At 45.6% G+C, this 25,935-nt stretch carries 13 protein-coding genes; 3 read left to right on the top strand and 10 right to left on the bottom strand.

Features of this window, described 5'->3' with window-relative positions; genetic code table 11:
- Positions 1-62 precede the first annotated feature (62 nt).
- The 4 genes from NSQ55_RS07840 to NSQ55_RS07825 form a co-directional block, all read right to left on the bottom strand.
- Complete coding sequence (locus NSQ55_RS07840; RefSeq protein WP_076184723.1) at positions 63-1,022, bottom strand: family 43 glycosylhydrolase; 960 nt, start codon at positions 1,020-1,022, stop codon at positions 63-65.
- A gap of 104 nt (positions 1,023-1,126) precedes the next feature.
- Positions 1,127-2,023 carry a carbohydrate ABC transporter permease gene (locus NSQ55_RS07835; RefSeq protein ID WP_036675639.1) on the bottom strand — a complete coding sequence of 299 codons (897 nt, stop codon included), beginning with the start codon at positions 2,021-2,023 and terminating at the stop codon, positions 1,127-1,129.
- Positions 2,024-2,076: 53 nt separating this feature from the next.
- The gene (locus NSQ55_RS07830; protein ID WP_076138280.1) at positions 2,077-2,955 is read right to left on the bottom strand and encodes a sugar ABC transporter permease; all 879 of its coding nucleotides are present in this window, start codon (positions 2,953-2,955) and stop codon (positions 2,077-2,079) included.
- A gap of 79 nt (positions 2,956-3,034) precedes the next feature.
- Positions 3,035-4,279: an extracellular solute-binding protein gene (locus NSQ55_RS07825; RefSeq protein ID WP_076101554.1), complete on the bottom strand. Its 1,245-nt coding sequence runs from the start codon at positions 4,277-4,279 to the stop codon at positions 3,035-3,037.
- A 276-nt stretch (positions 4,280-4,555) separates the two neighbouring features.
- On the opposite strand from NSQ55_RS07825, the gene NSQ55_RS07820 reads away from it, so the two are divergent.
- The 3 genes from NSQ55_RS07820 to NSQ55_RS07810 all read left to right on the top strand — a co-directional run bounded on the left by NSQ55_RS07820 (position 4,556) and on the right by NSQ55_RS07810 (position 11,884).
- Positions 4,556-5,461, top strand: a complete 906-nt coding sequence (locus NSQ55_RS07820; RefSeq protein ID WP_076126270.1) for an ArsR family transcriptional regulator — start codon at positions 4,556-4,558, stop codon at positions 5,459-5,461.
- A 480-nt stretch (positions 5,462-5,941) separates the two neighbouring features.
- Positions 5,942-10,777 (top strand): LamG-like jellyroll fold domain-containing protein, encoded by a 4,836-nt coding sequence (locus NSQ55_RS07815; protein ID WP_339172445.1) that lies wholly within the window; start codon positions 5,942-5,944, stop codon positions 10,775-10,777.
- 192 nt (positions 10,778-10,969) lie between these two features.
- A complete protein-coding gene (locus tag NSQ55_RS07810) occupies positions 10,970-11,884 on the top strand; it encodes an ArsR family transcriptional regulator (RefSeq protein ID WP_076100540.1) in 915 nt (304 codons plus the stop codon).
- Positions 11,885-11,933: 49 nt separating this feature from the next.
- Here the strand turns inward: NSQ55_RS07810 and NSQ55_RS07805 are convergent, their stop codons facing one another.
- From NSQ55_RS07805 to NSQ55_RS07780, 6 genes are all read right to left on the bottom strand, one after another.
- A complete protein-coding gene (locus NSQ55_RS07805) occupies positions 11,934-12,215 on the bottom strand; it encodes a DUF6171 family protein (protein WP_076100542.1) in 282 nt (93 codons plus the stop codon).
- 12 nt (positions 12,216-12,227) lie between these two features.
- Positions 12,228-13,724: an alpha-N-arabinofuranosidase gene (locus NSQ55_RS07800; protein ID WP_076104908.1), complete on the bottom strand. Its 1,497-nt coding sequence runs from the start codon at positions 13,722-13,724 to the stop codon at positions 12,228-12,230.
- A gap of 108 nt (positions 13,725-13,832) precedes the next feature.
- Entirely contained in the window at positions 13,833-14,540 is a 708-nt protein-coding gene (locus tag NSQ55_RS07795) for a DUF421 domain-containing protein (protein ID WP_339172441.1), read from the bottom strand.
- A 161-nt stretch (positions 14,541-14,701) separates the two neighbouring features.
- Complete coding sequence (locus NSQ55_RS07790) at positions 14,702-22,669, bottom strand: polysaccharide lyase family 8 super-sandwich domain-containing protein (RefSeq protein ID WP_339172439.1); 7,968 nt, start codon at positions 22,667-22,669, stop codon at positions 14,702-14,704.
- A gap of 41 nt (positions 22,670-22,710) precedes the next feature.
- On the bottom strand, positions 22,711-24,543 hold the full coding sequence (locus tag NSQ55_RS07785; protein ID WP_339172437.1) for a beta-galactosidase family protein: 1,833 nt from the start codon (positions 24,541-24,543) through the stop codon (positions 22,711-22,713).
- A gap of 25 nt (positions 24,544-24,568) precedes the next feature.
- Complete coding sequence (locus NSQ55_RS07780; RefSeq protein WP_339172434.1) at positions 24,569-25,843, bottom strand: alpha-L-fucosidase; 1,275 nt, start codon at positions 25,841-25,843, stop codon at positions 24,569-24,571.
- Positions 25,844-25,935 lie beyond the last annotated feature (92 nt).

The raw sequence follows: 25,935 nt of genomic DNA, 5'->3' as shown, positions 1-25,935 counted from the left end.
AGCAGTGTTTCTCCACCTCTGGGAGAATCATTGCTCTGTTGTTTTATGCGACAAATCCCTTTTTATTTCGTATCCGGTCTAGGTACACCAAAGTTTGGCGTTCCGTCTTCATTCCACTGGATTACTTGCACACGTGCGTGACGATTCGGATCGTAAAGCGGATCACCGACAATTTCCTTATAGCTTCTAGCATGGAAAACAAGGATATCCTGTGTGCCATCCTCAGAGACAGTGAAGCTATTATGTCCCGGACCATATTGGCCGTTTTCCTCAGAAGTCGTAAACACAGGTTCAGGTGTCTTGACCCATGATTTTGGATCCATCAAATCACTATTCTCATCAGCAGTCAACAATCCCATACAATAGTTGTGATCTGTTGCACTAGCTGAGAAAGTCATGAAAATGCGTCCATTACGCTTAAGGATTGCCGCGCCTTCATTCACCAAAAATCCGATTTTTTCCCAATCGTATTCAGGAGTGGTGATGCACACCTGCTCGCCTTTTAGTGTCCAAGGGTTCTCCATTTCGGAAATATAAATATTTGAATTGCCAGGGATAGCAGGATCTTTTTGTGCCCAAACGTAATATCTAACTCCTTTATGCTCAAAAGTTGTTGCATCCAAGGCAAAAGATTCCCATTTTGTTTTTATTTGACCCTTTTCCACCCATTCACCCTCTAAAGGATTTGCGGATGAGTTTTCTAGTGCAAACATGCGATGATCAAATAAACCATCTTTCGTATCAGAGGTATGTGCAGCTGCATAATACACGTACCATTTTCCATCAATATAATGAATCTCTGGCGCCCAGATATTAGCACTCATCAAGCCCGTTTCATGCTTAACCCAAATGGTCTTCCCTTCAGCCTCAGCTAATCCTTGAATGGATTCAGAACGGCGAAGCTCAATTCTATCGAACTCTGGAACTGAAGCTATGAAATAGTAGTACCCGTCAGTATGTTTATAGATCCAAGGATCTGCTCGTTGCTCAACTAGTGGATTTTTCACATTAAATTCTCTCACAATGACAACTCCTATATTTATCTCTTTTTTTATATTTGCAGGTCACCAAAACACACCCTTCCTTATAAGAAGTCAAGGTGTATTTAAGTTTAAGTTCATTCGATCTAACCTTTGATACCCGAATTCAGGTTGATGGATTGAACAAAGTATTTTTGTGCAAAAACGAATAGCAGCAATGTTGGAATAATCGCCATGATTGCCGAGCCCATTAATTGTCCGATCATACGATAGTTTCCGTAGATGTCTTGCAATAAGAGCAATCCAGCGGTAATTGGCATTTTGTCTACATCTGTGTACACAATAACCGGCCAGAGGAAGTCATTCCAAGATCCAGTAAAGGAGAACAATCCGCAAACAATCAATATTGGTTTAACTAACGGCAATATAATTTGCGCGAAAATTCTAAAGTCACTAGCACCATCAACTTTAGCCGATTCATCTAATTCTTTTGGGATACCGTTCATAAACTGTCTGACCAAGAAGATATTACCCATACCCGCAAGACCAGGGATAATCATAGCCCAGGAAGTATTCACCCAACCAAAGGAGTCAATGATTTTATAAGAAGGAATCAAGTTAACAACACCCGGAAAGAAGGAGATCCCCAGCAAAGTGAAGAACAATGTGTCTCTTCCTTTAAACTTAATACGGGTGTAACCAAAACCTGTAATCGAAATAACAATAACAACCAGAATGGTGTGAGATGTGGCAATAAACAATGAGTTACCTAACCAACGTAGAATTGGAGCTGTAGAAGTATTGTTTAGGATCGTAACGTAGTTCTCAAAGACCCACTCTTTAGGAAATAGTCTAAAGCCCGAGGATACTACTTCCGTTTGTGATCTAAATGAGGTGGAAATCCCGAATATAACAGGAATGATCCAAATCACACATAGGATACCTAGAAATATATAGGAAATATATTTTGAAATACTTACACTGGAGGAGCCTTTTATTTTGCCTGTTGTATTTACAACTGGATTTACTGCCTGGTTTGACATTTTAGTACACCTACCTTTTCCATTTCCTTGTTAGTCAATTAGTTTCTGCGAACCTATGAAGCATTTCGGTTCATTACAAAATATTGCAGCGCTGAGATCACCAAAATAACTAATCCCAATAAAACTGCCATAGCTGATGCCATCCCGGCGATGGACTCACCGTTACCGAAAGCTAATTGACGAATATACATCATTAGAACGTGTGTACTTTGTCGAGGTCCGCCATCGGTCATCATTAACGGTTGGCCGAATACATTAAAGGCACCCGCAGTTGTCATAACAAAGGTATAAATTAATGGAAAACGAATAGATGGCAAGGTAATACTAGTGAATTTTTTAATAGAACCCGCACCATCGAGCTCAGCCGATTCATATAACTCTTGAGAAACGCCACTTAAGGAAGCACGATAGATAATCATGTTGCCCCCAATACCACCCCATAAAGTAATTACAATGATAATAATCCACGCATAGGGTTGATTTGCAGGCCAAGCAATTTGTGATCCAAATAGATTACCAGTGATTCCAAGTTGCTTATTAAAGATCAAAAGCCAAATCAGTGCGGCCGCAGAAATTGAAATCAAGCCAGGAATATAAAGAATAGATTGAATTAAGCTCTTCATTTTAACTTTTTTATGTTCCAACGCCACCGCGACCATTAATGGAATAATAATCAGCAACGGAACAGACATAGCAACGAAAATCAATGTATTTTTTAGGCCTCTGAAAAATTGAGTATGAAAGGTTGAACTGTTGTCAAAAAGAATAGCCTTATAGTTATCAAAGCCTACCCATACCGGATCACTCATTAAATTCCATTTTGTAAATGAAGCATAAATCCCATAAATCGTTGGCAATAAAATGAAGACAGCAAACAAAATGACATGCGGACCTACAAAGAAAGCAGGTGCCCAATTGATTTTCTTTTTCATAGGAATTCATTTCTCCTTTTGCACAAAGTAATGCACCATAACATGGCACATTACTTCGTACAATCTATTCTATTTTGCTTTATTTTGCTGCACTGCTGCTTTCCGCAATTTTATCTTCAACAAATTTTTGCATCGTTGCCAAAGTCTCATCAATATCAACGTTGCCACGCACGATATCCGCACAGTAAGTATCTACAGCTTCCGCAATGTATGGGTAGTATTCATAGGTGTAAATGTATAGGGATTCGATTTCTTTTTCATCAGATGTAAAGAAGGATTGCATAAAGTCTTTGTACTCAGGGCTTTGGTTAACTACGTTACTTGCTACGTTTTGTCCAGCTTTTGCCCATTCCATCGAATTCGTACGAACATATTCCAAGAAGTTAGCAATACCCACTTCTTTTTCGTCTGTTCTCTTATCATTTTTCAACATAGCGAACAAGTGAGAAGAAGATCTGTTGGTGAATTTATCAGGAGTAGGAGAATAAACATTGGTCACGCCAAAGTTCAAGCCTTCAACCCCAGCATGTGCTGTAGAACTCCAAGTTCCGTCTGTCGAGAAAAGTACATTTTGAGATTGGAACATCAAGTAACCGTCTTCACCAAATGGAGTCATCAGGCCAGCATCGGCGATTTTCTTAACATTTTCAAACGCTTGTTTAAATACAGGGGTATTAACAGCCGGTTTTCCATCGACTTGGATATCCCCGCCCAAATCTTGAATTTGAGCCAAGATAACCCAGCCCAGCAAGGCATCATTAACTACGTAATCGCCTTCATCCAATTTACCTTGTAAGGAAAGCATTTCATCAATAGTAACAACGTTATCATCCAAGAAGGATTCAGCGTTATATTTTTTCAGCAAATCTTTATTGTAATACATTACGTTACTATGAATATCAAGAGGAACTGTGTATTGAGTTCCATCGATATTACCAGTGTTCCAAGCTTGTGGTAAGTAATTTTCAGCTTTCAGTTCAGGTTGTGCTGGCAATACGGTATCTTGCATGGATTCCAGTACACCTTGTTTAACAAACCCAGGAACACGGTCAGCGTGGATAATTGCTAAATCAGGAACACCTTTGCTAGATGCCAAAACTGTAGAAATTTTTGTGTACATATCAGCCGTAATAACATGTTTTACTTTGATTTCGGGATTCGTTGCATTGTAGTTTTTAACAATTTGATCCATATAAGCACCGTCATCACCGGTCAGCGGTGTCCAGAACGTAATCGTCTTACTATCATCTTTACCACCGCATCCTGCCAAAACTGTCGATAATGTTAGAACCGTTGCTAATAAAACTCCAAATTTCTTTTTCATTACTCTCTCCCCCTGCAGCTGTAATGTTAAGATAACCATTCATGTTCACTTTCTTTGAAAACGATTAACTTGAGATTAGTATACATTCATTGTGAAAGCGTAGTCAATAACATTTAAATAAACTTAACAGAATTTTTTTTCGTTTAATTAACCTTTTGATTCATCTCTCGGAGATGAAAGCGATATTATATTTACTTCGGTTACCTTTCATGTTACTTTATATATAGATTAATAAACTTTACAGTATATGAAATAACTTTGAAAGAAGTGGGTAAAATGCAGTTGGAAATCGACAAATCCTCTCTTGTTGTTTACGAAGCTTTAGCGAGTGAAGTACGCATCAAAATTATTCAGTTGCTCTCCAAAAATAAGATGAACATCAAAGATTTGGCAGAAGAACTTAAAATAAGCAGTCCTATCGTTACCAAACACATTAAAAAACTAGAAGATGCAGGGCTCATAAAAACTGAAAAGGTGCCTGGTAAATCAGGAATGCAAAAAATCTCAATCCTTAGGGTGGATCATATTGAGATTAACTTCCCGAAAAAAATCTTTCACTCCTTTGCCTCCTACGAGACATCAGTGCCGATTGGTCATTATACCGATTATGATCTGAAACCTACTTGCGGACTTGCTACGGATAAGGAGTTTATCGGCAGAGTAGACGAACCTAAATATTTCATGGATTCTAAAAGAGTGGACGCAGAGATACTCTGGTTCACGCAAGGTTATGTGCAATATAATATCGCTAATTTCCTAAAAAAAGAGGAAACCTTACAGCAATTTGAAATTAGCTTAGAGCTTTCTTCCGAATTCCCCTTTGCTAATGACGTATGGCCTTCAGACATCACCTTTTCTTTGAATGGCTTGGAATTAGGGACTTGGACGAGCCCCGGAGACTTCGCTGATGCTAGAGGTAAATTCACACCGGAATGGTGGCCACACAATATCAATCAATACGGATTGCTAAAAACGATTAGAATTACAAACCACAATGGAACTTATATTGACGGTGACCCGCTGTCTCAGGTTTCGATTGAGGATTTAGATACGAATTGTGATCGTTGGACCTTTCGGATCGAAGTGAAGGAAGATGCAAAACACGTAGGAGGAGCAACGATTTTCGGAAAAAAATTCGGAAACCATGATCAAGATATCATTTTCAAGTTGTACTATCTGTAAATTTTTCATTTATGATCTAAGCAAAACTGGTTTTTTTGCGGGGGTGAACAACTAATTAGCTATTCTTCTTTAGCTCCCCCCCACCTGTTATGCCCTATCCCCTCTCTTTATCTTGCTGATATATCCCGCCTAGTCATCCATTCACTGTATTTCACTCTTATCCACTTCAGCAGTAATCACCAGTAGTTAAATCATTTGCCTCTATTTTGAATTTATAATTTATAAAAATATAAAAAGATTCATAAATCATTAAATTTCTGTTTGACTATTTGCTGATATCATGCTTAAAATGAGAGCATTATAAAACGTTTTCCGTATTATGGTTTAGTAATACATAAATTAAAACCATTTTCATATTCGAAAGCGTTTTTTTAGTAGCTAATTATGTAAGCGTTTTACATTTTTTTCAGTAAAGAAGGGAGGAATTGGAAAAATACGCGTGTACAAGCTCTACATCACTAGAATCGGAGGATCATACATTTGAGAAAAACTACTGGTAAACTAACCGCTTCCCTGCTTGCCCTCACTCTATTAGTGCCTGCTCCATTAATTTCTGCTGCTTCTGCAAGCGATTCCAAAGCAGTCGCATTATCCACTCAGCAACAAACTGCCGATTATTCCGGCCACTGGGCACAAAAAGATTTTCAAACCTGGGTAGATAAGGGCTTGATTCTGGGTTACGGAAACGGAATATATAAGCCAAATCAAGAAATCAACCGTGCAGAGTGGGTTACTCTGGTTAATCGGGTCTTTAATTTGCAGGAAAAAGCCGATATAGGCTTCACGGATGTTTCCACGACAGGTGCTTATTACGGAGATATCCAAAAAGCAACCGCTGCAGGATATGTAACAGGATACAGCGATGGCACCTTCCGACCCGCACAGCAAGTAAGTCGGCAAGAAGCTGCAGTAATGTTATTTAGACTGTTCCAACTCAACTCATCTGTTGGCACTTCTGCACCAAAGGATGCTGCTGATTTGCCAGAATGGAGCCAAGAAGCAGTATTGTCTTTACTTGGTGAAGGTTATCTGCAAGGCTACACTGACGGCAGCTTTAAAGGAACTCAGGCTGTAACAAGAGCGGAAGCACTGCGCATGATTGAGAAGCTTAGCGGAGAAATCACGCCTAAGAGCGGAAGCTATTCGGGGATTAACACTCGGAATATGGTTATCAGCAGCCCAGGCGTAGAGTTGAAAAACTCCACAATCTCAGGGAATCTCTACCTTACCGAAGGTATTGCTGAGGGCGATGTCACACTGAATAATGTCACTGTTAAGGGAAAAGTATTCGTTTCTGGTGGCGGTGAAAACAGTGTCGTACTAAGCGACTCCAATGCTGCTGAAATGGTAGTAGATAAGCATAACGGCAAGCTGCGAGTCGTTACTAGAGGCACAAGTGCCGTACCAAACGTACGTGTACATTCCGGCGCAATACTAGAGGAAGATGCACTAACGGGGGCAGGTTTCAGCCGGGTTATTGTTGAGAATACGCTGCCTAAGGATTCCATCCTCAAGCTGAAAGGAAGCTTTGATTCCGTTGAGCTTCAAGCGTTGGGAGAGCCTACACTCCATCTGACAGCAGGCAGTATTGCTGAAGTTACACTGAAGCAAAAAGCCAAGCTGCGTGTAGAGGCAGGTACAGAAATCAAGAATTTAATCCTTGGTTTCAACGATATCCTAACCATTCAAGGCACGGGTAAGGTTATCTTTGATAGCAAGTACAGTCAGTTAATCCATTTTGAAACACCAACTCCAACGGCTACGGCAACCACTGGTACCGGTGGATCTAACGGCGGTTCTGTTGCTACTTCGGCTCCGGAAGTTACAGCTACTCCGGCTCCAACGGCTTCACCAGATCCAACGGCTACACCAAATCCAACAGCTACACCAAATCCGACGGCTACACCTAGTCCGACGGCTACACCTAGTCCGACGGCTACACCTAGTCCGACGGCTACACCTAGTCCGGGAGCAACTGCACCAGCACTCACCAATGTCTCGGTACATGATCCATCGGTGGTAGTGGATAATGGAACTTATTATGTATTTGGCTCCCATATCGATGCGGCCAAATCAGATGATCTGATGAACTGGACACAGTTCACTAATGGTTATACAACACCGGGCAACGTGATTTTTGGTGATCTGTCCAAGAATCTGGCAGAATCCTTTAAATGGGCTGGCGAGAACGATTCGGACAGTAAAGGCGGATTCTCCATCTGGGCACCGGACGTATTCTGGAATAACGATTATAAGAACGCTGATGGAACAACTGGCGCTTATATGATGTATTACAGCGCTTCTTCTACTTATATCCGTTCGGCGATTGGCTACGCCACTTCGCAAAATATCGAAGGGCCTTATACTTATGGAAATACCGTAATTTATTCCGGTTTCACCAAGGAAGAGGCTTATGACAGTGACAGTAAAGTAAATAAGAAATGGGACAATACAAATATCAAGGACCTTATCGACAATGGAACGTTGGAAGGTGTCAATCCAGATTGGTTTAATGCAGGTGGTTTGTATCAAAACAAAACCTATACAAATGCAATTGACCCAACTATTTTCTACGACAAAGACAACAAGCTTTGGATGACTTATGGTTCATGGTCAGGTGGTATATTCATTCTGGAGATTGATCCAGCTACCGGAGAACCTAAATATCCAGGCAAAGATGGAAAGACCGCTGATGGACGTATTATCGACCGCTATTTCGGAACCCATATTTCTGGCGGAATGACCAAATCGGGTGAAGGTCCGTATATCGTTTACGACAAGGAGACTGGTTACTACTTCTTGTATGTAACTTACGGTGGACTTGACTCCAAAGGCGGTTACAGCATGCGGCAGTTCCGTTCAACAAATCCGGACGGCCCTTATACGGATGCAGCAGGACAGAATGCTGTTCTAACTACCGATGGTGACAACACACCATATGGTAATAAGCTATTAGGAAACTTCATGTTTACAAATCAAAATGCAGACCCGAATTTCCAAACGTATGGTTATGTGTCCTCAGGACATAACTCGGTACAATATGATGATGAAACGGGTAAAATATTTAACTTCTTCCACACTCGTTTCCCACTCCGTGGTGAAACCCATGAACTTCGTGTGCATCAAATGTTCACTAACGAAGATGGCTGGCCAGTAACTGCCGTACATCGTTACACGGGTGAAACTATTGGGGCTGTAGCACGGGATAATGTTGTCGGCTCTTATCAGTTCGTTAACCACGGCAAGGATGTTTCAGGCATTATCAAACCTACAGTAGATATCGAGCTAAAAAGTGACGGAACGATCGTTGGATCGTTAACCGGAACTTGGGAATTGAAGGATGAGTACTTCGCTCATTTGCTCATTAACGAAACGGAAAATGGAAGCACCGTACAACATCTCTACAAAGGTGTATTTGTGAAGCAATGGGATTCCTCACGCCAACAGCATGTTATGACGTTCACCGCAATGTCAGATCAAGGGATCACTATCTGGGGCAGCCAGATGGAATCGATGAGCGTTGAGCAGATTTTGAACAATATTGCTGCAGGCTTGAGTATTGGTGACACAAGAAAAATATACGATGACATCACCCTTCCTACGGAAGGCTTGCGCGGAGCAGAAATTTCATGGTCCTCTTCCAATGAGGCTGTAATTGCTAACAATGGTAAGGTTACTCGTCCTGAACTTGGACTTGGAAACGCTACAGTTGAACTGACTGCTACAATTAAGCTAGGTGAAGTCGCAGTAACTAAGACCTTCACCGCCGTTGTTATGGAAAAAAAGAGCACGCAATTGGAAGACGGCTTAGTAGCTGCCTTTGACTTTGATGGCGACCTTGCAGAAAATGGGGATCGCACAGCTGACGGCATAGTCACCGGAAATCTGATCAACAACACTGAGGATGGAGACATCACTTTTGAGGCTGGTAAAGACGGTCAGGCAGCCAAGTTTGATGGTAAATCCGGTGTTCGTCTACCTGACGGATTAATTCAAAGTAGCGCATATTCGGTAGGGATGTGGCTGAACCCATCCGAATTAAAAGCTTTTACTCCTGTATTCTTCGGTGCTAAAACCGAAACGAACTGGTTCAGTCTCCTGCCATATGGAAACGGTGGAGCAACCACCAGACTCTGGTTCGGTAGCGATACTTGGCTAGATGCTGATACAGGCTTACAAATTCCAGTTAACCAGTGGACGCATATTGCCTTCACTTACAATGCTGGAACAGTCAATATGTACGTAAATGGTATATTGAAATCCTCCGGAAAAGGATTCACAGATATTTTTGATACAGAAAACGGTGTATTTGCTCTTGGTGTGAACTACTGGGATGCACCATACAAAGGTTTGGTTGATAAATTCCGCGTGTATGATAGAGCATTGTCTGCGGAAGCTGTGGGCTGGCTTGTAAACGGTGAGCCTGATACGAACATTAAAGTAAGTAATATTTCATTCAGTGAAGCTGTTAAATCAGTAGCTGTAGGAAATACTTTCACCCCTCAAGTAAGTGTGCTTCCAACCAATGCCGGAAATAAGGCGCTAACTTGGAGCTCTAGCGATTCCAGCGTAGTGGCTGTTGACGCAGCGAGCGGAATAGTAACAGCACTAACTGTCGGTGGCCAAGCTGTAATTACTGCAACAGCGACTGATGGAAGCGAAGTTTCAGCCAGCTACACAGTAAATGTAACTGATGGAAAAGTAGCTCATTATGCTTTTGATGGCGACCTGGATGACTCCTTCCAATTGAACGGAAAAGGCGAAGTTACAGGAGCAAAAGTAGATAGCCCAACAGTAGGCAATATCACATACGGTAACGGTGTCCTCGGCCAAGCTGCAATATTCAACGGTACCTCCGGTATCCGTTTGCCTGATGGATTAATTGACAGCAATACCTACACCGTATCTATGTGGCTAAATCCTGAACAACTTACAGATGCAACAACTACTTTCTTCGGCGCTGCCACTAAAAATAGCTGGATTAGCTTCGTTCCTCAGAACGGTGGCGGTAAAACGTTGTTATGGTCCGGAGAAGCTTGGTATGATGCTATTTCTGCCATGAAGATTCCAGTAAATACATGGACACATGTTGCGTTTACGGTCAGCAATGGTACCGTAAAAGTTTACCTCAACGGAGTAGAGCAGTTCTCTGGTGAGGGCTTCCCGAATGTCTTTAAGAACAAGAACGGCGTTTTCGCTCTAGGCGTCAACTATTGGGATGCACCATTTAAGGGTATGATTGATGAACTGAAGATTTACAGCAGAGCGCTCAAGTCAGATGAAGTACAGGCAGAGTATAGCTCGAACGTAGATTAAGCAAGATTTGATTTGAAAAGAGAGCGGAGCCACAGGCTCCGTTCTTTTTTTAAAGTCCCATATTGTAAAAAAAGTATTTAACTAATATAATCATTAACTATACATCCGAAATAAACGTCGATTTTTATATTGTTATTAATAAATTTCTTAATCATCGGCGATTAGCCCATAAATTTTAATTGGAGGCCATTTATGAAACTTGACCTGTCGGAAGAATCCCTTCCCGTCTATGAAGCTTTAGCCAGCTCAGTACGCCTGCATATGTTGCGTTTGCTTGCCGAAAATCCTATGAATGTTAAGGAATTGGCCGCAGCAGTAAATTTGAGCAGCGCCATTATGACTATGCATGTGCGTAAGCTGGAAGCTGCCGGACTGATCCAGACGCATATGGCACCTGGTCGAAGTGGTCTGCAAAAGATCTGTACTCTAGCTGCTGAAGGAGCAGAAATCACCTTCCCAGGCAGACAGATCAATGAGCGCAAAAGTTATCGCAAGGAAATTCCGGTTGGACATTACTCCGACTTCCTGATCGAGCCAACCTGTGGTCTTGCAACTACTGAGAAAGTGATCGGCAGTTTTGATGATCCCCGCTATTTCTGGGATCTTGAGCGTATGAATGCGGGGATTCTTTGGTTCGGCAAAGGATTTATCGAATATAAAATCCCTAATTTCCTCCTCTCCAGCCAGCATCCTGAGGAACTGATTATAACCATGGAAATTGCTTCCGAAGCACCTTCCATTAATAATAATTGGCCTTCGGATATCACATTCACTCTGAACGGAGTGAAGCTTGGATTCTGGACAAGTCCCGGTGACTACGGGGATAGCCGTGGTAAATATACACCGGCCTGGTGGCCAGCACTCACGAACCAATACGGCTTGCTCAAGCAGCTGCGCATTACAGCAAAAGGTACATTTATGGATGGTTTGAAGCTCTCAGAAGTTACCCTTGATCAAGTGAATATCCGTGACAAACAGTGGTCTTTCAAGCTTTCCGTAGATGAAGATGCCGAGCATATTGGCGGGATTACTCTTTTTGGCAAAGGTTTTGGAAATTATAATGAAGATCTAATCGTTGAGTTGTTCTATACGGATAACCAAGAATAAAGCCGCATTCACCTCCCATTGGAGAGTCGAATGCGGCTCTTATTTTAGCTTAATTCTTTTCGATAAAGGGACCCCACAAGCCACCCCCCGGCAATGGACAACTACGTTCCTTAAGCTTGGCTACTACGGGGATGATGCAGCCGCAAGCGACGCAAGTTACCCCTTCGTGCAGCTTAGGGCAAGTCCCACAAAGGGCAACCCGTTCAGCGTAAACTTCATCCGGAACACAAAACTCTGGCTTAAACATGGAAGAAGACAAGATCCGATTAATCTGCGTTGGCGTAACTTTATAATCCTCTCTGCATCCCTTGCATGTTGATGTTGTTGACATGGTAACACCACCTTAAGCCTTCGGCGTAATCTCCAGCACAGTTACTGACATTGGAGGCAGTTCAACATTAAGAAGATCGCCCTCCAGAGTGAAGGCAGTGAAGGCTTGCGGCACTACCGCCTCCGGTTGGCTGAAGGTATTGTGAGCATCAATTTTATCACCGGCAAGTGTTGTGCCTGTCACTTCAACCTTCTTCCCGGAAAGACCACGAAGCTCAAGTGGAACAGCAGCAGAAGCAGCATGGTTCAAGTTGCAAAGACTGACATGGATGATTCCAGAAGCAGTTACGGAAGCCGAAGCAGATACTTCAGGAATCTCACGGCCTTCAAAGCTGTAAGTGCCACTTTCCAGTGCTAAATCCAGCAACTCCGCATCCTGATGGACTTTAAACATATTAAATACATGATACGTTGGGGTCAGCACCATCTTTTCCCCTTCGGTCAATATAACTGCCTGAAGTACGTTAATCGTCTGCGCAATATTTGCCATCCGTACCCGGTCACTATGTTTATGGAAAATATTCAAGGTCACGCCTGCTACAAGAGCATCCCGAATTGAATTTTGTTGATACAGGAATCCTGGATTCGTCCCCGGCTCTACATCATACCAAGTTCCCCACTCATCTACGATAAGACCTACTCTTTTATCCGGATCATATTTATCCATAATAACGCCATGTCTGGTGATCAGCTCATCCATGCGAAGGGCTTTCTCTAATGTACTAAACCATTCACTCGTTTCAAAGCCTGTAGCTGCACCTTTATTCTCCCATGCTGGACCAGGAATTGTATAATAATGCAGGGTAATCGAGTCCATAAAGCGTGTTGCCTCACGCATCAGAACCTCCATCCAGTGATAATCATCCACGTTAGGACCACAAGCAATCCGGTGAATACGATTGTCCCCGTAATTTCGTACATACGTCTGATATTGGCGATAAAGATCTGCATAATATTCTGGACGCATATTCCCGCCGCAGCCCCAGTTCTCATTCCCCACGCCAAAATAAGTCACAGCCCAAGGCTCTTGATGACCATTCTGCTGGCGAAGCTCGGACATTGGAGATACGCCTCCAAAGGTTAAATACTCCACCCATTCGGACATCTCTTGAACGGTACCACTGCCCACATTACCGTTAATGTAAGGCTCACATTCCAGCATCTCACATAATTCCATGAATTCATGCGTACCAAAATGGTTGTTCTCAACCGTTCCGCCCCAGTGAGTGTTAATCATACGTTTACGACCTTCACGGGCTCCGATACCATCTTTCCAGTGATATTCATCCGCGAAACAGCCACCTGGCCAGCGTAGTACAGGAATTTTAATTTCCTTAAGCGCTTTCACGACATCATTACGAATACCGTTGGTGTTAGGAATAGTTGAATCTTCTCCAACCCAAATCCCTTCATAAATGCAACGGCCAAGATGCTCAGAAAAATGTCCGTAAATATTTCTGTTAATCGTCCCTTTGCGAATGTCAGTATTAAGGATCGCACGTTCTGCCATGGTTAAATACCGCCTCTCAACGTTTATATTTTTATTAACTAATTAATAATTATATAAACATTATAAGACGCTGCTTAGGTATCCGTCAATCTCCAATATGAACAAAAGCTATTCTTTATCAATAGGTTTCTTTATCCCGTCTTCATAATAGTCAAAAATCAGCTGCTGCTGCGTTCCTCTTACCCCGTAAAACACATCAGAAATTTGTTTCCCCTTACGTCTTAACTCGTTCTCCAGCCACTCTTGGGTCAGGCCATTATCCTTGAGATTATCACCGAGCATTATTCCATCCATAATCAATTCAACGGGAAAGCTCTGAGGAACGGACAACAGCTTTAGATCTTTTCGGGTAACATATTGGTACTCTTGTTTCTTTAATACAGACACCATTCCGTTATCTTCCAGCACAGCGTATTCTACTACCTCTAGATTAAAAATTTCCTTTTCTCTCAAGGCCTGATCCAAAGAATCCAACGAATACCTTACCTTTTTCATATTTTGCTCAAGAATTTTCCCATCCTCAATAAGTACAGTGGGTGAACCTGAAATCCAGCTTCTCATTTTACGACTTTTTAAAGCGATGATAGATAGTAAAAAAGATGTAACGGTAACGACTATAAGCGCCAGGATCATGTAGGAAGAATGTAGCTGTTTATTAAACGCCAAGTTCGCGGCTATTGAGCCCAATATAATACCCGTCACGAAATCGTGGAAGGTCAAGTTAGATAACGTTTGTTTTCCCAATATTTTGGCGATCAGCAAAAGCATGATCATAGCAACAAACGCCCTAAGCACAATGTCCATATACACCTGCATCTCTAATGCTCCCTTCCTATTCAATCCTCCATTATTCACAAACCGAGTAGAAATGAAACCTCGACGAAAGCTCTGCCATCCAAACCTGCCGATTTCTCTAAACGCCAAAAGGGCTCTGGAATGGTTCTACTGAACCTTCCCAAAGCCCTGGCTTCAAATTCCTACTTTTCAGTCTTAATTGCTAAAAGATTGTATAGAACCATTGCACTCTCAGCTCGAGTTGCTGAGCCTCCCGGAGCGAATTGCTGGTCACTTCGACCCTGGATAAGTCCAAGGGCTTGGGCTGCAATGATCGATTCACGGGCCCATGAGGCAGCCGCACGCAAGTCACCGAATTGGATTACAGGCTTCGGTTCCACCTTTTTCCCGCTGACATATTCGTAGGCTCGCATCACCATGACCGCCATCTCTTGGCGGGAAATAGGGGCTTCTGGAGCGAAGAGAGTCTCACTCACCCCATGGACTATCCCCGCCTCTACAGCCTGCGCCACTTCCTCCGCATACCACTCATCCGCAGATACATCCGCAAATGCTGTAGATGGTTTCCCTTCAAGTCCCAGCAAGCGGATCAGCATAGCTGTAAATTCTGCACGGGTCACAGAGCGGTTCGGCTCGAAATTCCGAAGTCCGACTCCTTGAATCAGATGTTTGGCCGTTAGCTCTTGTACAACCGCCGCCGCCCAATGTCCAGAAGGAACATCGTCATACGATTTGTTGTATTCCAGCACGGCATATGTGCCTAAGTGTTCGGTGCGCAGAGCCACCTTGCCCTTCAGCCAGGAACCGCCCGCATACTCTATATTTCCGGAATCCGGAAAATAATAGCCGCCGAGCAAATTCCTTTTGGCCTCAGGGTAGGCGTTAAGCTCTAATGTAACGGGCTCAACAAATTGGGGAAGTATGCTTCTTGTACCGTCACCAGCAACAATATACAGGTTAAAGAGAAGGAACTCTCCTGCCTGGTTTAGCACTGCACCAGATTTCTTCTCTGCGCTAGCTAGTATTCTCTGCGCCGCTTCCCCATTCACCTCAGAAGCCTCCAGAAAGATCTGGCTGCCGGCCAATTGCTCCGCAGGAATCAAACCCCGCAATTGTTGAAGCACCGCTGCCGGAAGGGTCACATTAAAGTTAGAAGCCTCTACCCGAAGCGGCTTCTGTTTGAGCATGTCTGCTGCCATCCCCGGCAATACTAGCATTCTCAATTTACCCTCGTAGACAATGGCTTCCGAAAGATCGTTCAACGAAGCTGCGTTTAGTTGCAGCCGCCCCGCCGTTACCTCCGGTACGGAAGGCACTTGTGGTTGCGGACTCGGAACAGTTGAAGTAGTCTCTTCCGCTTGTAGAATCTGAAGCCTCAGACTGCTCTGCCGTCCTCCGTAACTTGCAGTAATCACAGTCATGCCCGGATCAAGTGCTTGCAGCTGCCCCGTTGCCGTTACTGTGGCTACCTTCCTGTTACTGCTCTCGTAGATCACACCCTCGGTTACCGTAAGGTGGCTATCATCACTATATACCGCCGTTGTGACCACCTTACCGCTCTGCCCTATTTCCAAGGATGTCGGACCGCTTAACGAAATAGAGACGAGCTCCGGCAGTTGTCCATACACCTTTAATAAATAGGAAGCGGTCATGTTGTCATATACGGATGAAATAACCGAAACGCCCGGTCCTTTAGCTTCAATATGGCCATCTTTGCCTATACTTGCGACGTTAGGATCGCTGCTCTCATAGACTATACCTTCGGTTACTATATAACGGCTGCCATCGCTGTACACTACCGAAGTAACCGCCGTTCCGGTCTCCCCGACAGCCAGGCTTTCCGGGCCGCTAATTGCCGTTGAGACTCTTTCTGTAGGCTCCATGACTGTCACCTGAAGCTGTCGGAAAGGCTCTACATTTCCAGCCTTATCCACCGAACGATAATCGATCCCGAAGGTTCCGGGGTTCTCGATATATACGCTCTGAGTAACCGTATTCCATGAACCACCATTGAGCCGGTATTCTGTCCGCTTGACTCCCCAGCCGACAGCTCCCCCATTGGATTGGTCGGTGACATCAAAAGTGATATTAACTTTGCCCTTATATGCGCCCCCTTCTCCTGTTTCTCCAAGTATGGTAGCCTTCGTGACTGGAGGTGTTGTATCTTTCGGCAAAATTTCCAGATACGCGGCATATTTGCCATTCTCATTCTTACGGCTTCTTATGTCTGTGGCGAGATTATAGCCTACCTGCCTAAGAGCCAGACTTATCACCGGATCGGAAGGGAACTCCGTGCCAACCCATGAGGTAATATCGAACTGCCGCCACTGCTCCGGTCCGGAAAAAGTCTGCAGTGCAGCTTGAGTACCGATTTTTGGAGCATTATTGTAATTTAGCGTTGCCTCCGTCCAATCATCATCTTGGACTCCAAATACACCGATATCGGACAAAGTGCCTGCCCCGTCATTTGTCTTTCCGAACACATTCAGCTTCACAGAACCAACTTCACCGAGAAATGGACTCAGATCGAATTTTAGATAAACCCTTCTGTCTGTGTCCCCGCTGCCATTTCTGATCTGCAAGTAATTGACCGAACTATAATTGACTGCAGCTTTCGATCCTCCATTGACATACGCATCTTCAGAAACATACAGCTTCGTTATTGCCGCTTCGTCTGGTTCCGAATCGGAAGGCTCAGAAGGCTCGGCATTCGGATCAATTCTGAACTTGACAACATGGCTTTTTCCTTTGGACCCGCTGGTATGAATTGCGAGTTCAATCCTCGGTGAGGTCTGCAGTACCGTTACGGTTGGATCTTTCATCAGCTCTTCCAGCGCGGTTCTGCCGACATCCACATTCACCACAGATTGAGACTGTGTCGGATCCGAAATGGCTATCGTCAGTTCATCTCCAGACTCCTTGATAATAATGGAGGCTGGATGATTGGCGCGCACGGATTCGATCATTCCCGGTACCCAGAAGTTCATAGCCGTAAGTCCCAGCTTCTGTTCCTTGACGGCTTGCACACTATCCGTGTTGGCTATAATTTCGATGTCAGGACTACTGCTGTAGCGCGCTGTCGCCGTTTCATCCTGATTCGGCAGAAGCACATACGAATACGATTGATTCACCGGATTCGTTCCTTGAGCAATCGACAGGCTGGCATAATTTCTCGTAATCGGCTCCGTTGATCCCCCTTGATTAATATCCTTCCATGCGCCAGTCCGAGACTCACGCAGACCGTCTATCGTTGGGGCATCAGGGAAATAATAACCGATTCCCGAGCCGGGAACATTGCCTTCCAGATGTGCCCAATGCACCTGATTCATTGACTCAGACCAACCCAGCGCGGATGGCTTGGCCTCTCCGTTGACCGTAAGTACATTGTCTCCGCTCGCCTTGAGCTTACGGTTATCTACGATGGTCTCCACCTTGCGGTTATCCGTGCTTGTAATGCCTGCCCCAAGTGCTACGATTTCATCATCGAACATGAACCAGGACTTTTTACCGGACAATGTGCTGTTATCCGGATCCAGATCCATGCCGGCCGCTCCATAAAGGCCGTCTATGGATGATCCTCCCACCCATGTTTTAGATGTAGTCTTGGCTGCACCGCGACTTGCCCCATCCGATGTAACCCCAGGCAGACGATAAGCGTTCACGGTCGGCCAGAATGCATCTGCATATTGATCCAGATCCTGATTATACAGATAGGTCATGCCTTCGCCTGTATACCAGCCCTTCAGATTCTCTGTGCCCGCTTCATAGTTGGCAATTCGGGCCGAAGACATGCTGATCCCAAAGGCATATCCAGGCCGATGGTGGACAATCCGGTCCATAGCCGAAAACTGCTTATGCACAGTAAGGTCTCCTGATGGCTGCACCTCTGGATCGTCCATAAGCGTCTGGAGCAGAACAATATCGGCTACTCTTAGACCGTCGTAATAACTTTCTACTACCGTATCGGCTTCGAACCAATACTTCACCATCGATTTAAATCGGGCCGCTTGCTCCGGTGGCGCGGAAGAAGCCAGCCGCAAAATATGCGACCAAGGCACGAGCTGCCGGTTTCCCCGGGCTATCGATCTACCGAACACCATATCCATCATTAATTTTCTGTAGACAAGAGGTTCATAAGAATCCATTACCCAGTTGTATACATTCTTCATATTGGTGTCAGTCAGCGGCCAAGAGGACCCTGTCAGCAAAGTCATCATTTTCATCATATCGCCAAGCAATACAGCCCCATAACTGCCGGTATAAGCAATATTATTATGCTGGATAAAGGAGCCGTCCTCATAAAATCCGTCTCCGCGGGTCACATAGGGTAATACTTGGCTAACTGCATCCCGCCCTTGTTTGATCTTCGCGCTGTCACGATTATAAATGCCCCTCAAGACCACTGCCAGTGCTTTATCCAGCCGATTCGCGCCGGTTTCCATCAACGAGGGTTGATTGGTCCGTTTGGTCGGGTCCGGGCAGAATTTATCAATGGCTTTGGTATATTTGGTAATCTGATCGGCTGACAAATACTCGAACATTAAGGCCATCGTATCTCCCAATGCAAGCGGAATGCCGATCTCCCATTCGAACCAATTGCCTTTCTCCAGTTTGGTTTCGTTATACCAATTCGCGTATAAGAAATCTAAACCGTCCAGAATATCTGATTTCAACTGCATATTCTCGTACAATGGTGAGCCGGATGTCGAAAAGGCAATAGCCATATCCTTCAACCGGTTATAAGAGGCTGCCGTATCAAAAGCATCCGCTGTGCTGCCCGGCTTATCGCTCCATAAATAAGTACGGTTCATTTGCTTGTTCATCGTATCCCAGAATCCAGTTCGCTCCTGATTACTGACCTTATCGGATAAAGTCTTTATAGACTTGGCAATGTCCGGGTTATTCGGGTCGAAGGATTGCCCTCCGGTCAAATACTCCACCCATCTTCCACGAAGCTCGTCATATTCGTCTTTTGGAGTCTCTCCTTCAGTAATATTAAATTTCAATACATGCGTTGCCCCTATAGAATTCTTCACATCCACCGTTATAACTGTATTTCCCGAAGCTTGCACTACATCCGTCTTGCTATCTTTGCTGAGCAGTGTCAACCCCGGTATATCCAGTTCCAGGGACAATAGGTTTTGCGACTGAGTAGGATCAGACACCGAAACGACAAGCTCCTGATCGATCTGCCGAATCATCACGGAAGCTGGATTGAGTGCCTTGATGGAATCTACCGTTCCTGGATTCCAGAAATTAGCGGCGGTTATGCCCAGCTTCTTCTCTCTGACCGCATGCACATCCTCTGTATTGCGCAGCACTTCGATATCCGGGTTGCCACTGTAATCCTCAGTACCTGAAATGTCACGATTAGGCAACAGAACATAGGAGTATGAGCCATTCGTAGGCGTATCTCCATGCTCAACTGCCAGGCTTAAATAGTTGCGCGTAATGGGAACATCGGATTGAGTGGCATTAATCTCTTTCCAACTGCCGGTTCTGGCTTCACGTTGCGCCAGTATACTTGGAGCTTCAGGGAAATAGTAGCCCACGTCGGCACCTGGCACATTACCCTCCAGATGGGCCCATTGAACGTTCTTTAACGTCGCTGACCATCCGGACTGTGACGGTTCTACAGCTCCGTTGATTAGAAGTTTGTTGTTTCCCACTTCGTTAAGCATCCGGTTATCGATAATCGTCTCAACAGACTGCGGGCCGGCAGTTGATTTGGAAATTCCCGAACCAAGCGCCACAATCTCATCATCGAACATAAACCAGGATTTCTTGCCTTGCAAATCGCTACCGGTCACTTGGGAGAGTGAGAAATCCATACCTGCTGCACCGTATAGGCCTTCCAGCGACGATCCACCCACCCAGGTTTTCGGATTCATGTAACTTTTCCATTCCACAGGCACCATTCCCTGCCCCGATCCATCCGTTGTCGTGCCAGACAAGCGGTAGGAATTGACGGTAGGCCAGAAGTCATTGCGGTATTGGGTCAGATCCTGACTGTATAAATAGGTCATCCCAATCCCCGTATACCATCCTTTCAGGTTCTCGTTGTTCCCTTTCTCAAACGCCGAGATGCGATTCGAGAACAGACTCAAGCTGAAGCCGTAACCTTCGCGTAGATGAACCACCCGGTCCATGCCGGCGAATACCTGATTCTTAATGAGAGCTCCTCTTGGATTGATCTTCCCGTCATTCATCAGCTTTTTCACAATCGTTATATCGGCAAGCGACAACCCTTCATAATAATTGCCGGATGTCATATTCGCTGAAATCCATTCTTTCGCCGCTTGCTTAATAGATACTGCAATATTCTCCGGAGCAGTTTCAGCCATCCGCAGCAAGGTGACAATTAACCCTCTTGCGCTGCCGCTTCCTTTTCTAGATATACCTCTGCCATTTACCGAATCCATAAAATGACCGTTGTAGATCACCGGCTCGTAAGTCTGAGCCACCCATTCGTAAATGTTCAGAACATTCGGGTCCGTTATTGGCCATGGAGAATCGGTCAGCAGATAAGACATGTCCGCCGTCCCTTTGAGCCAGACCGAACCATATCCTCCCGTATAGGCAATATTATTATGCTGAACGAGGGAACCATCCTTATACACACCGTCACCATGAGTCGTGTACACATACTCGGAGCCAATGGAATCACGGCCCTGAATGATCTTTGCACTGTTGTTGCCAATCACGCCTCTTACCGTGACCACAAGCGCTTTATCTAGTAGATTTGCTCCCGTCATCTTCGTGCCCTTAACGCCAAGCACCGACCCTACTTTGGGGTCTGGACAGAAGGCATCAATAGCCGCAAGATACTGATTGATTTGCTGCGGTGTTAGATGGTCATACATGAGCACCATAAGATCATTCACAATCTGCGGCGTGCCAATCTCCCAGTCCCACCAGTTCCCATAAGCGCTTTTGCTCGGATTATAGCGGTTTGTATACATCCAATTGATTGCGCTTACAATATCATTCGCCAAAACGCTGTTGCCGTAAAGCTCCGATCCCTCCACAGAATAGGCCAATGCCATAGTCTTCAAGCGATTGTAAGCGCTTGTAATAAACTGCGAATCTGTAGTGCTCGCGGTATCACTCCACAAGGAGGTGCGGCCGGAGGATTTATCCATACTCTCCCAAAGTACAGCAGCCGATGCAGCCTGAGCGCTAATACTAGCAGCTATATCAGGATCACTCCCATCGTATTGACCACCACTTAATCGGTCGTACCATTTCAGCCTCAGTTTATTGTAGGCCTGTATCGTGTCGGGAGCTTCGACAGTAACCAGACATTCGGCTGCAAGGCTACCATCCGGTGTGGCGATCTTGATGGTCGAAGAGCCGATCCCCGTACCCATTACATTACCAAGTGCGTCCACAGTCGCAGTTTCTGGATTGCTCGAAGTCCACACTACCGTTTTATCCACCGCCGTTATAGGGGATAAAGTCGGCAGAAGTGCAACCGTGTCCCCTTTGACCATAGAAAAGGCCGTACGGTCTAGCGCAATTCCTGTAAGACCCGCATATTCCTCCAATGCGATATCATCTATCCATAGCTTTCCTTTTCCGGTCTCCAAAAAAGGCTCGATGACTAGCTTCGTCGCGTTAGCCGGCATAGTTAGAAGTACTTGCTGCATACTCCAGTCCTGTGTGCCTGTTATTTTGGGAGAGGAAGGTCCATCTCCCACTTTGGCAGTATTGTAATACTGTGTTCTAAAGTAGGCTCCCTGTCCAGTGACGTTGTCCGTCTTTAGCCAGACTTTAAGTCTGTAGGATTTACCGGGGATAACCGAAGTTACCCCCTGATTGATGGAAATCCTGCTTGTGGCAAAGGCATCGAACAGCATGGACCGGGTTCCTTCATGCGCAGTGCCAGCGTCTATCTTGATATTCGCTGTTTTATTCGTGCCTTTCCCGCTACCTGTAGGGACCCATAAGCTCCAGCCCACCGGAGCAGCGTCTGTAACCCCTGTCCAGGTTGAGTCAAGGGCTGTCGTTGTATTCTCAAAGCTTCCGTTAAGCATAAGATTTGATGCAGCCGCAGATGCCCTGCTATACGAGGGATAAAGAACTCCCCCACAGGAAGAAAAAAGATCAACAATGAGAACTAATACTAAAAATAGACTTGGTTTACGCATTTGTTCACCCCAATCTTAGAATTGGTTAAAGCTAAAGGCATCTACAAGTTATCATCCTGCACAAAATTCAACACGGCGTCATCGACGGCCGAAGTTCTTCCCAGATCAGGTAGGTCCACAAGCTCAATCTCGCAAGTCTCCGCACGGCCGTGCAGCTCCAAAAGAACCAGCTCATTGCACCCCTTGCGCAAGAGTGGACCAGGGATATATAGCGCCCGCTGCGGTCCAACGTTCCAGTAACGGCCCAGATTAAATCCGTTAATCCAGGCGACCCCTTTATTCCATCCATCGAATCGTAAAAAGGTATCGCCAATCTCCTCCGCCTCGAAGCTGCCCCGGTAGAATCCGGGCAGACCCGAAAGGGGCGCAGCTTGCTGCTTCTCCACCGGATGCTTCTTGTACGCTAGTGAAGCCAGCTGTTCCTGTTCCAACGGCAAAGTACGAATCGTCCAGTTATATTGCAGCTGGTTATCAATCCGAACCCCGTCCAGAATCCCTTTCGGATCGCGAATGAGCGGCCCGTAATTGATTCGTCCCATGTTCTCGACGAGGATATCCAGCTGCGCTCCCCCAGCGGGGATGGAAAGTTCCAGTGGCAGCGGATTCCAGCGCTCAATCACCCCAAGCACCTGTCCATCCAGGAAGACCTGGGCCCGATCGCGCACGCCCTCGATGTAAAGCTTCTGTCTGGACCGCGGTCCCTGCACAAAAGTGCTGTACAATATAAAACCATAGGATTGTCCGAGCTTCTCCATCGGCTGTATACACACGCTGTTCACCGTCTCTGATAACTTCTCCAGATTGGAAGCCGTGAATAGTTCCGCTCTTTCCGTCAAAGCGACTTTCCCGTAAGAAATCTTCGGAATCGGCTCAGGGAGTGGACAAGTCGGGGCAAATCCATGGTTGCTGAGTACCGACCGGACAGCTTCAAATTTCGCCGTCGTATCTCCCCATTCCGTGAGCGGGGCATCATAGTCATAGCTTGTAGTCGTTGGCTCGTAGGTGACGATATGATTCGCACCATTATAGAAACCAAAATTGGTTCCACCATGGAACATGTACATATTAAATGAGGAGCCCTGGGTCAGAATCTCATCCAGAACACCTGCTACATCCCCGGCATCGCGTACATGATGATCCTCCATCCAGTGATCAAACCAGCCGTTCCAGTATTCCATCACCATAAGCGGCTCTTCAGAGCGGTATTCCCGATATTTGCGGAAGGATTCCTCTGTACTGGAGCCGAAATTGACTGTCGCATGCACATCCTCCAGTGTTCCGCCGAGCAACATCTCATCAGTTGGCCCGTCGGAAGTAAAGAGCAGCACATCGATCCCTCTGCTGACCAGTCCATCACGCATATAGCCCAGGTAGCCACTGTCATTACCATAGCTGCCATATTCATTTTCTACCTGAACGGCCAGAATTGGTCCGCCATGTGTGGAGAGCAGCGGAACCAGCAGAGGAATTAGCTCATCGTAATAACGGTCTACCTTGCTTAAATAAAGAGGGTCACAGCAGCGAAGCTGGAGTTCCCCGTAAGCTAGCAACCAGCCCGGCAGGCCTCCGAACTCCCACTCCGCACAGATGAATGGACTCGGTCTGACAATAACATGAAGCCCAAGCTCCCCAGCCAGCTCGATAAAAGATACCACATCGGCCATGCCATCAAATACGAACTCCCCTTCTTTAGGTTCATGTATATTCCAGGCGATGTAGGTCTCCACGGTATTGAATCCGCAGGCTTTCAATTTCAGCAGCCGGTCTTTCCAATATTCAGGCACAACCCGAAAATAATGAATGGCTCCCGATACGATACGATAAGGCTGTCCGTCCAGCAAATAGTGTCCGTCGTTCCAGGTGAGCAGGCTCATTATCGACAACCTCCTTTATTAATATTTATTCTAACGATTCCCCGCAGTGGTAGACGGCAAGCCGTCTGATCTTGGGGCTTGCGGCAGCTTCTGACACCCGTAAGCGGATTTTCTCTGCGACAACCGGAGGGAAGGCGTCGATTTTCTTATGGCCAATCGAACTGCCACGCTTCAACTCCAGCCACGCTCCGTTGCTGTACGCTTCCAGCATATATCCTTCTACTCTTTCGCCGTAAGCGATATCCTCCATAATCTCGACATGATCAATCACAGTAGCTGCTGGCAATTCCAGTTCAACAATATCTCCAGTACCTGCTGTTACCGCCAGAGCCTTGTCAAATCTGCGTCTTATCTCCTTGCCGAATTCCAGCAGCCGCTGCACATCAGCCTCCGGAAACAGCCCGCGGTTGTCAGGGGCTACATTGAGCAGCAAAGTTGCCCCATGTCCAACCGAACGATAATAAATATCCATTAGCTGCTCCAGAGACAGCAGCAGATGCTCCTCCTCAGGATGCCAGAACCAGCGGTCTTTACGGATGGGCACATCGCATTCCGCAGGCACCCAGCTCGGCGTTCCGGGAAGCCAGTTCAATGAAGCTTCACTGAACATGCTACCCCGTGCAGAATTCGCAGTGTTCCAGCATGGATAAGGAGCAACGCCATCCTCATTGCCAACCCAGCGGATCGTTGGTGCCCCCATATTAAACACCATGGCGCCTGGCTGATGGCGCTTGATCAGATCCATAATCCGCTGCCAATCGTAATTGCGGCCCTCCGACCCTGCGCCGTCGAACCAAATTTCCGTAAGCGGACCATAGCCCGTAAGCAATTCCTGCAATTGCAGGGCATAGAAATCATCGTACGCTTGCGGATCTGCATAACAGGGCTCATGTCTGTCCCACGGAGACAAATAAATGCCGAAGCCAACTCCAAGTTCACGGCAAGCCTCCGCGCATTCCTTCACGACATCGCCGCGCCCTTCTTTCCATGGGCTAGAAGCCACAGAATAAGTACTTGTCGCAGTCGGCCACAAGCAGAAGCCATCATGATGTTTAGCTGTCAGTATAAAATAACGGAATCCAGCTTCTTTGGCTGTACTAACCCATTGGTGGGCATCCAAATGAAGCGGATTGAAGACCGCAGGTGAATCATTGCCTTCTCCCCACTCCTGATCGCAAAACGTATTGATGCCAAAATGGCAAAACATCCCCAGCTCCAGGTCCTGCCACTCCAGCTGTTCCCTAGAAGGCAGCGCCAATTTCTCTTCCGGCTTGTTCTGTGAAAATCTGCTTTCCATCATTTCTACACTCTCCCATATGTTTGTGTAGACCCAATATATAAATAAGGCTTTGGAAAGCCAGTTGATGACCTTCCAAAGCCTCGTCCACAACT

This window comes from Paenibacillus sp. FSL H7-0943 (genome assembly GCF_037963265.1).
GTDB lineage: Bacteria > Bacillota > Bacilli > Paenibacillales > Paenibacillaceae > Paenibacillus_AQ > Paenibacillus_AQ odorifer.
Note: the sequence above shows the minus strand (reverse complement) of the source record. Positions and strands in the feature narration are given on the sequence as shown.

Excerpts from the sequence above, each read along its gene's own strand:
- NSQ55_RS07835 (WP_036675639.1), bottom strand. The coding sequence starts at position 2,023 with ATGTCAAACCAGGCAGTAAATCCAGTTGTAAATACAACAGGCAAAATA.
- NSQ55_RS07830 (WP_076138280.1), bottom strand. The coding sequence starts at position 2,955 with ATGAAAAAGAAAATCAATTGGGCACCTGCTTTCTTTGTAGGTCCGCAT.
- NSQ55_RS07825 (WP_076101554.1), bottom strand. The coding sequence starts at position 4,279 with ATGAAAAAGAAATTTGGAGTTTTATTAGCAACGGTTCTAACATTATCG.
- NSQ55_RS07820 (WP_076126270.1), top strand. The coding sequence starts at position 4,556 with ATGCAGTTGGAAATCGACAAATCCTCTCTTGTTGTTTACGAAGCTTTA.
- NSQ55_RS07810 (WP_076100540.1), top strand. The coding sequence starts at position 10,970 with ATGAAACTTGACCTGTCGGAAGAATCCCTTCCCGTCTATGAAGCTTTA.
- NSQ55_RS07805 (WP_076100542.1), bottom strand. The coding sequence starts at position 12,215 with ATGTCAACAACATCAACATGCAAGGGATGCAGAGAGGATTATAAAGTT.
- NSQ55_RS07800 (WP_076104908.1), bottom strand. The coding sequence starts at position 13,724 with ATGGCAGAACGTGCGATCCTTAATACTGACATTCGCAAAGGGACGATT.
- NSQ55_RS07795 (WP_339172441.1), bottom strand. The coding sequence starts at position 14,540 with ATGCAGGTGTATATGGACATTGTGCTTAGGGCGTTTGTTGCTATGATC.
- NSQ55_RS07790 (WP_339172439.1), bottom strand. The coding sequence starts at position 22,669 with ATGCGTAAACCAAGTCTATTTTTAGTATTAGTTCTCATTGTTGATCTT.
- NSQ55_RS07785 (WP_339172437.1), bottom strand. The coding sequence starts at position 24,543 with ATGAGCCTGCTCACCTGGAACGACGGACACTATTTGCTGGACGGACAG.
- NSQ55_RS07780 (WP_339172434.1), bottom strand. The coding sequence starts at position 25,843 with ATGATGGAAAGCAGATTTTCACAGAACAAGCCGGAAGAGAAATTGGCG.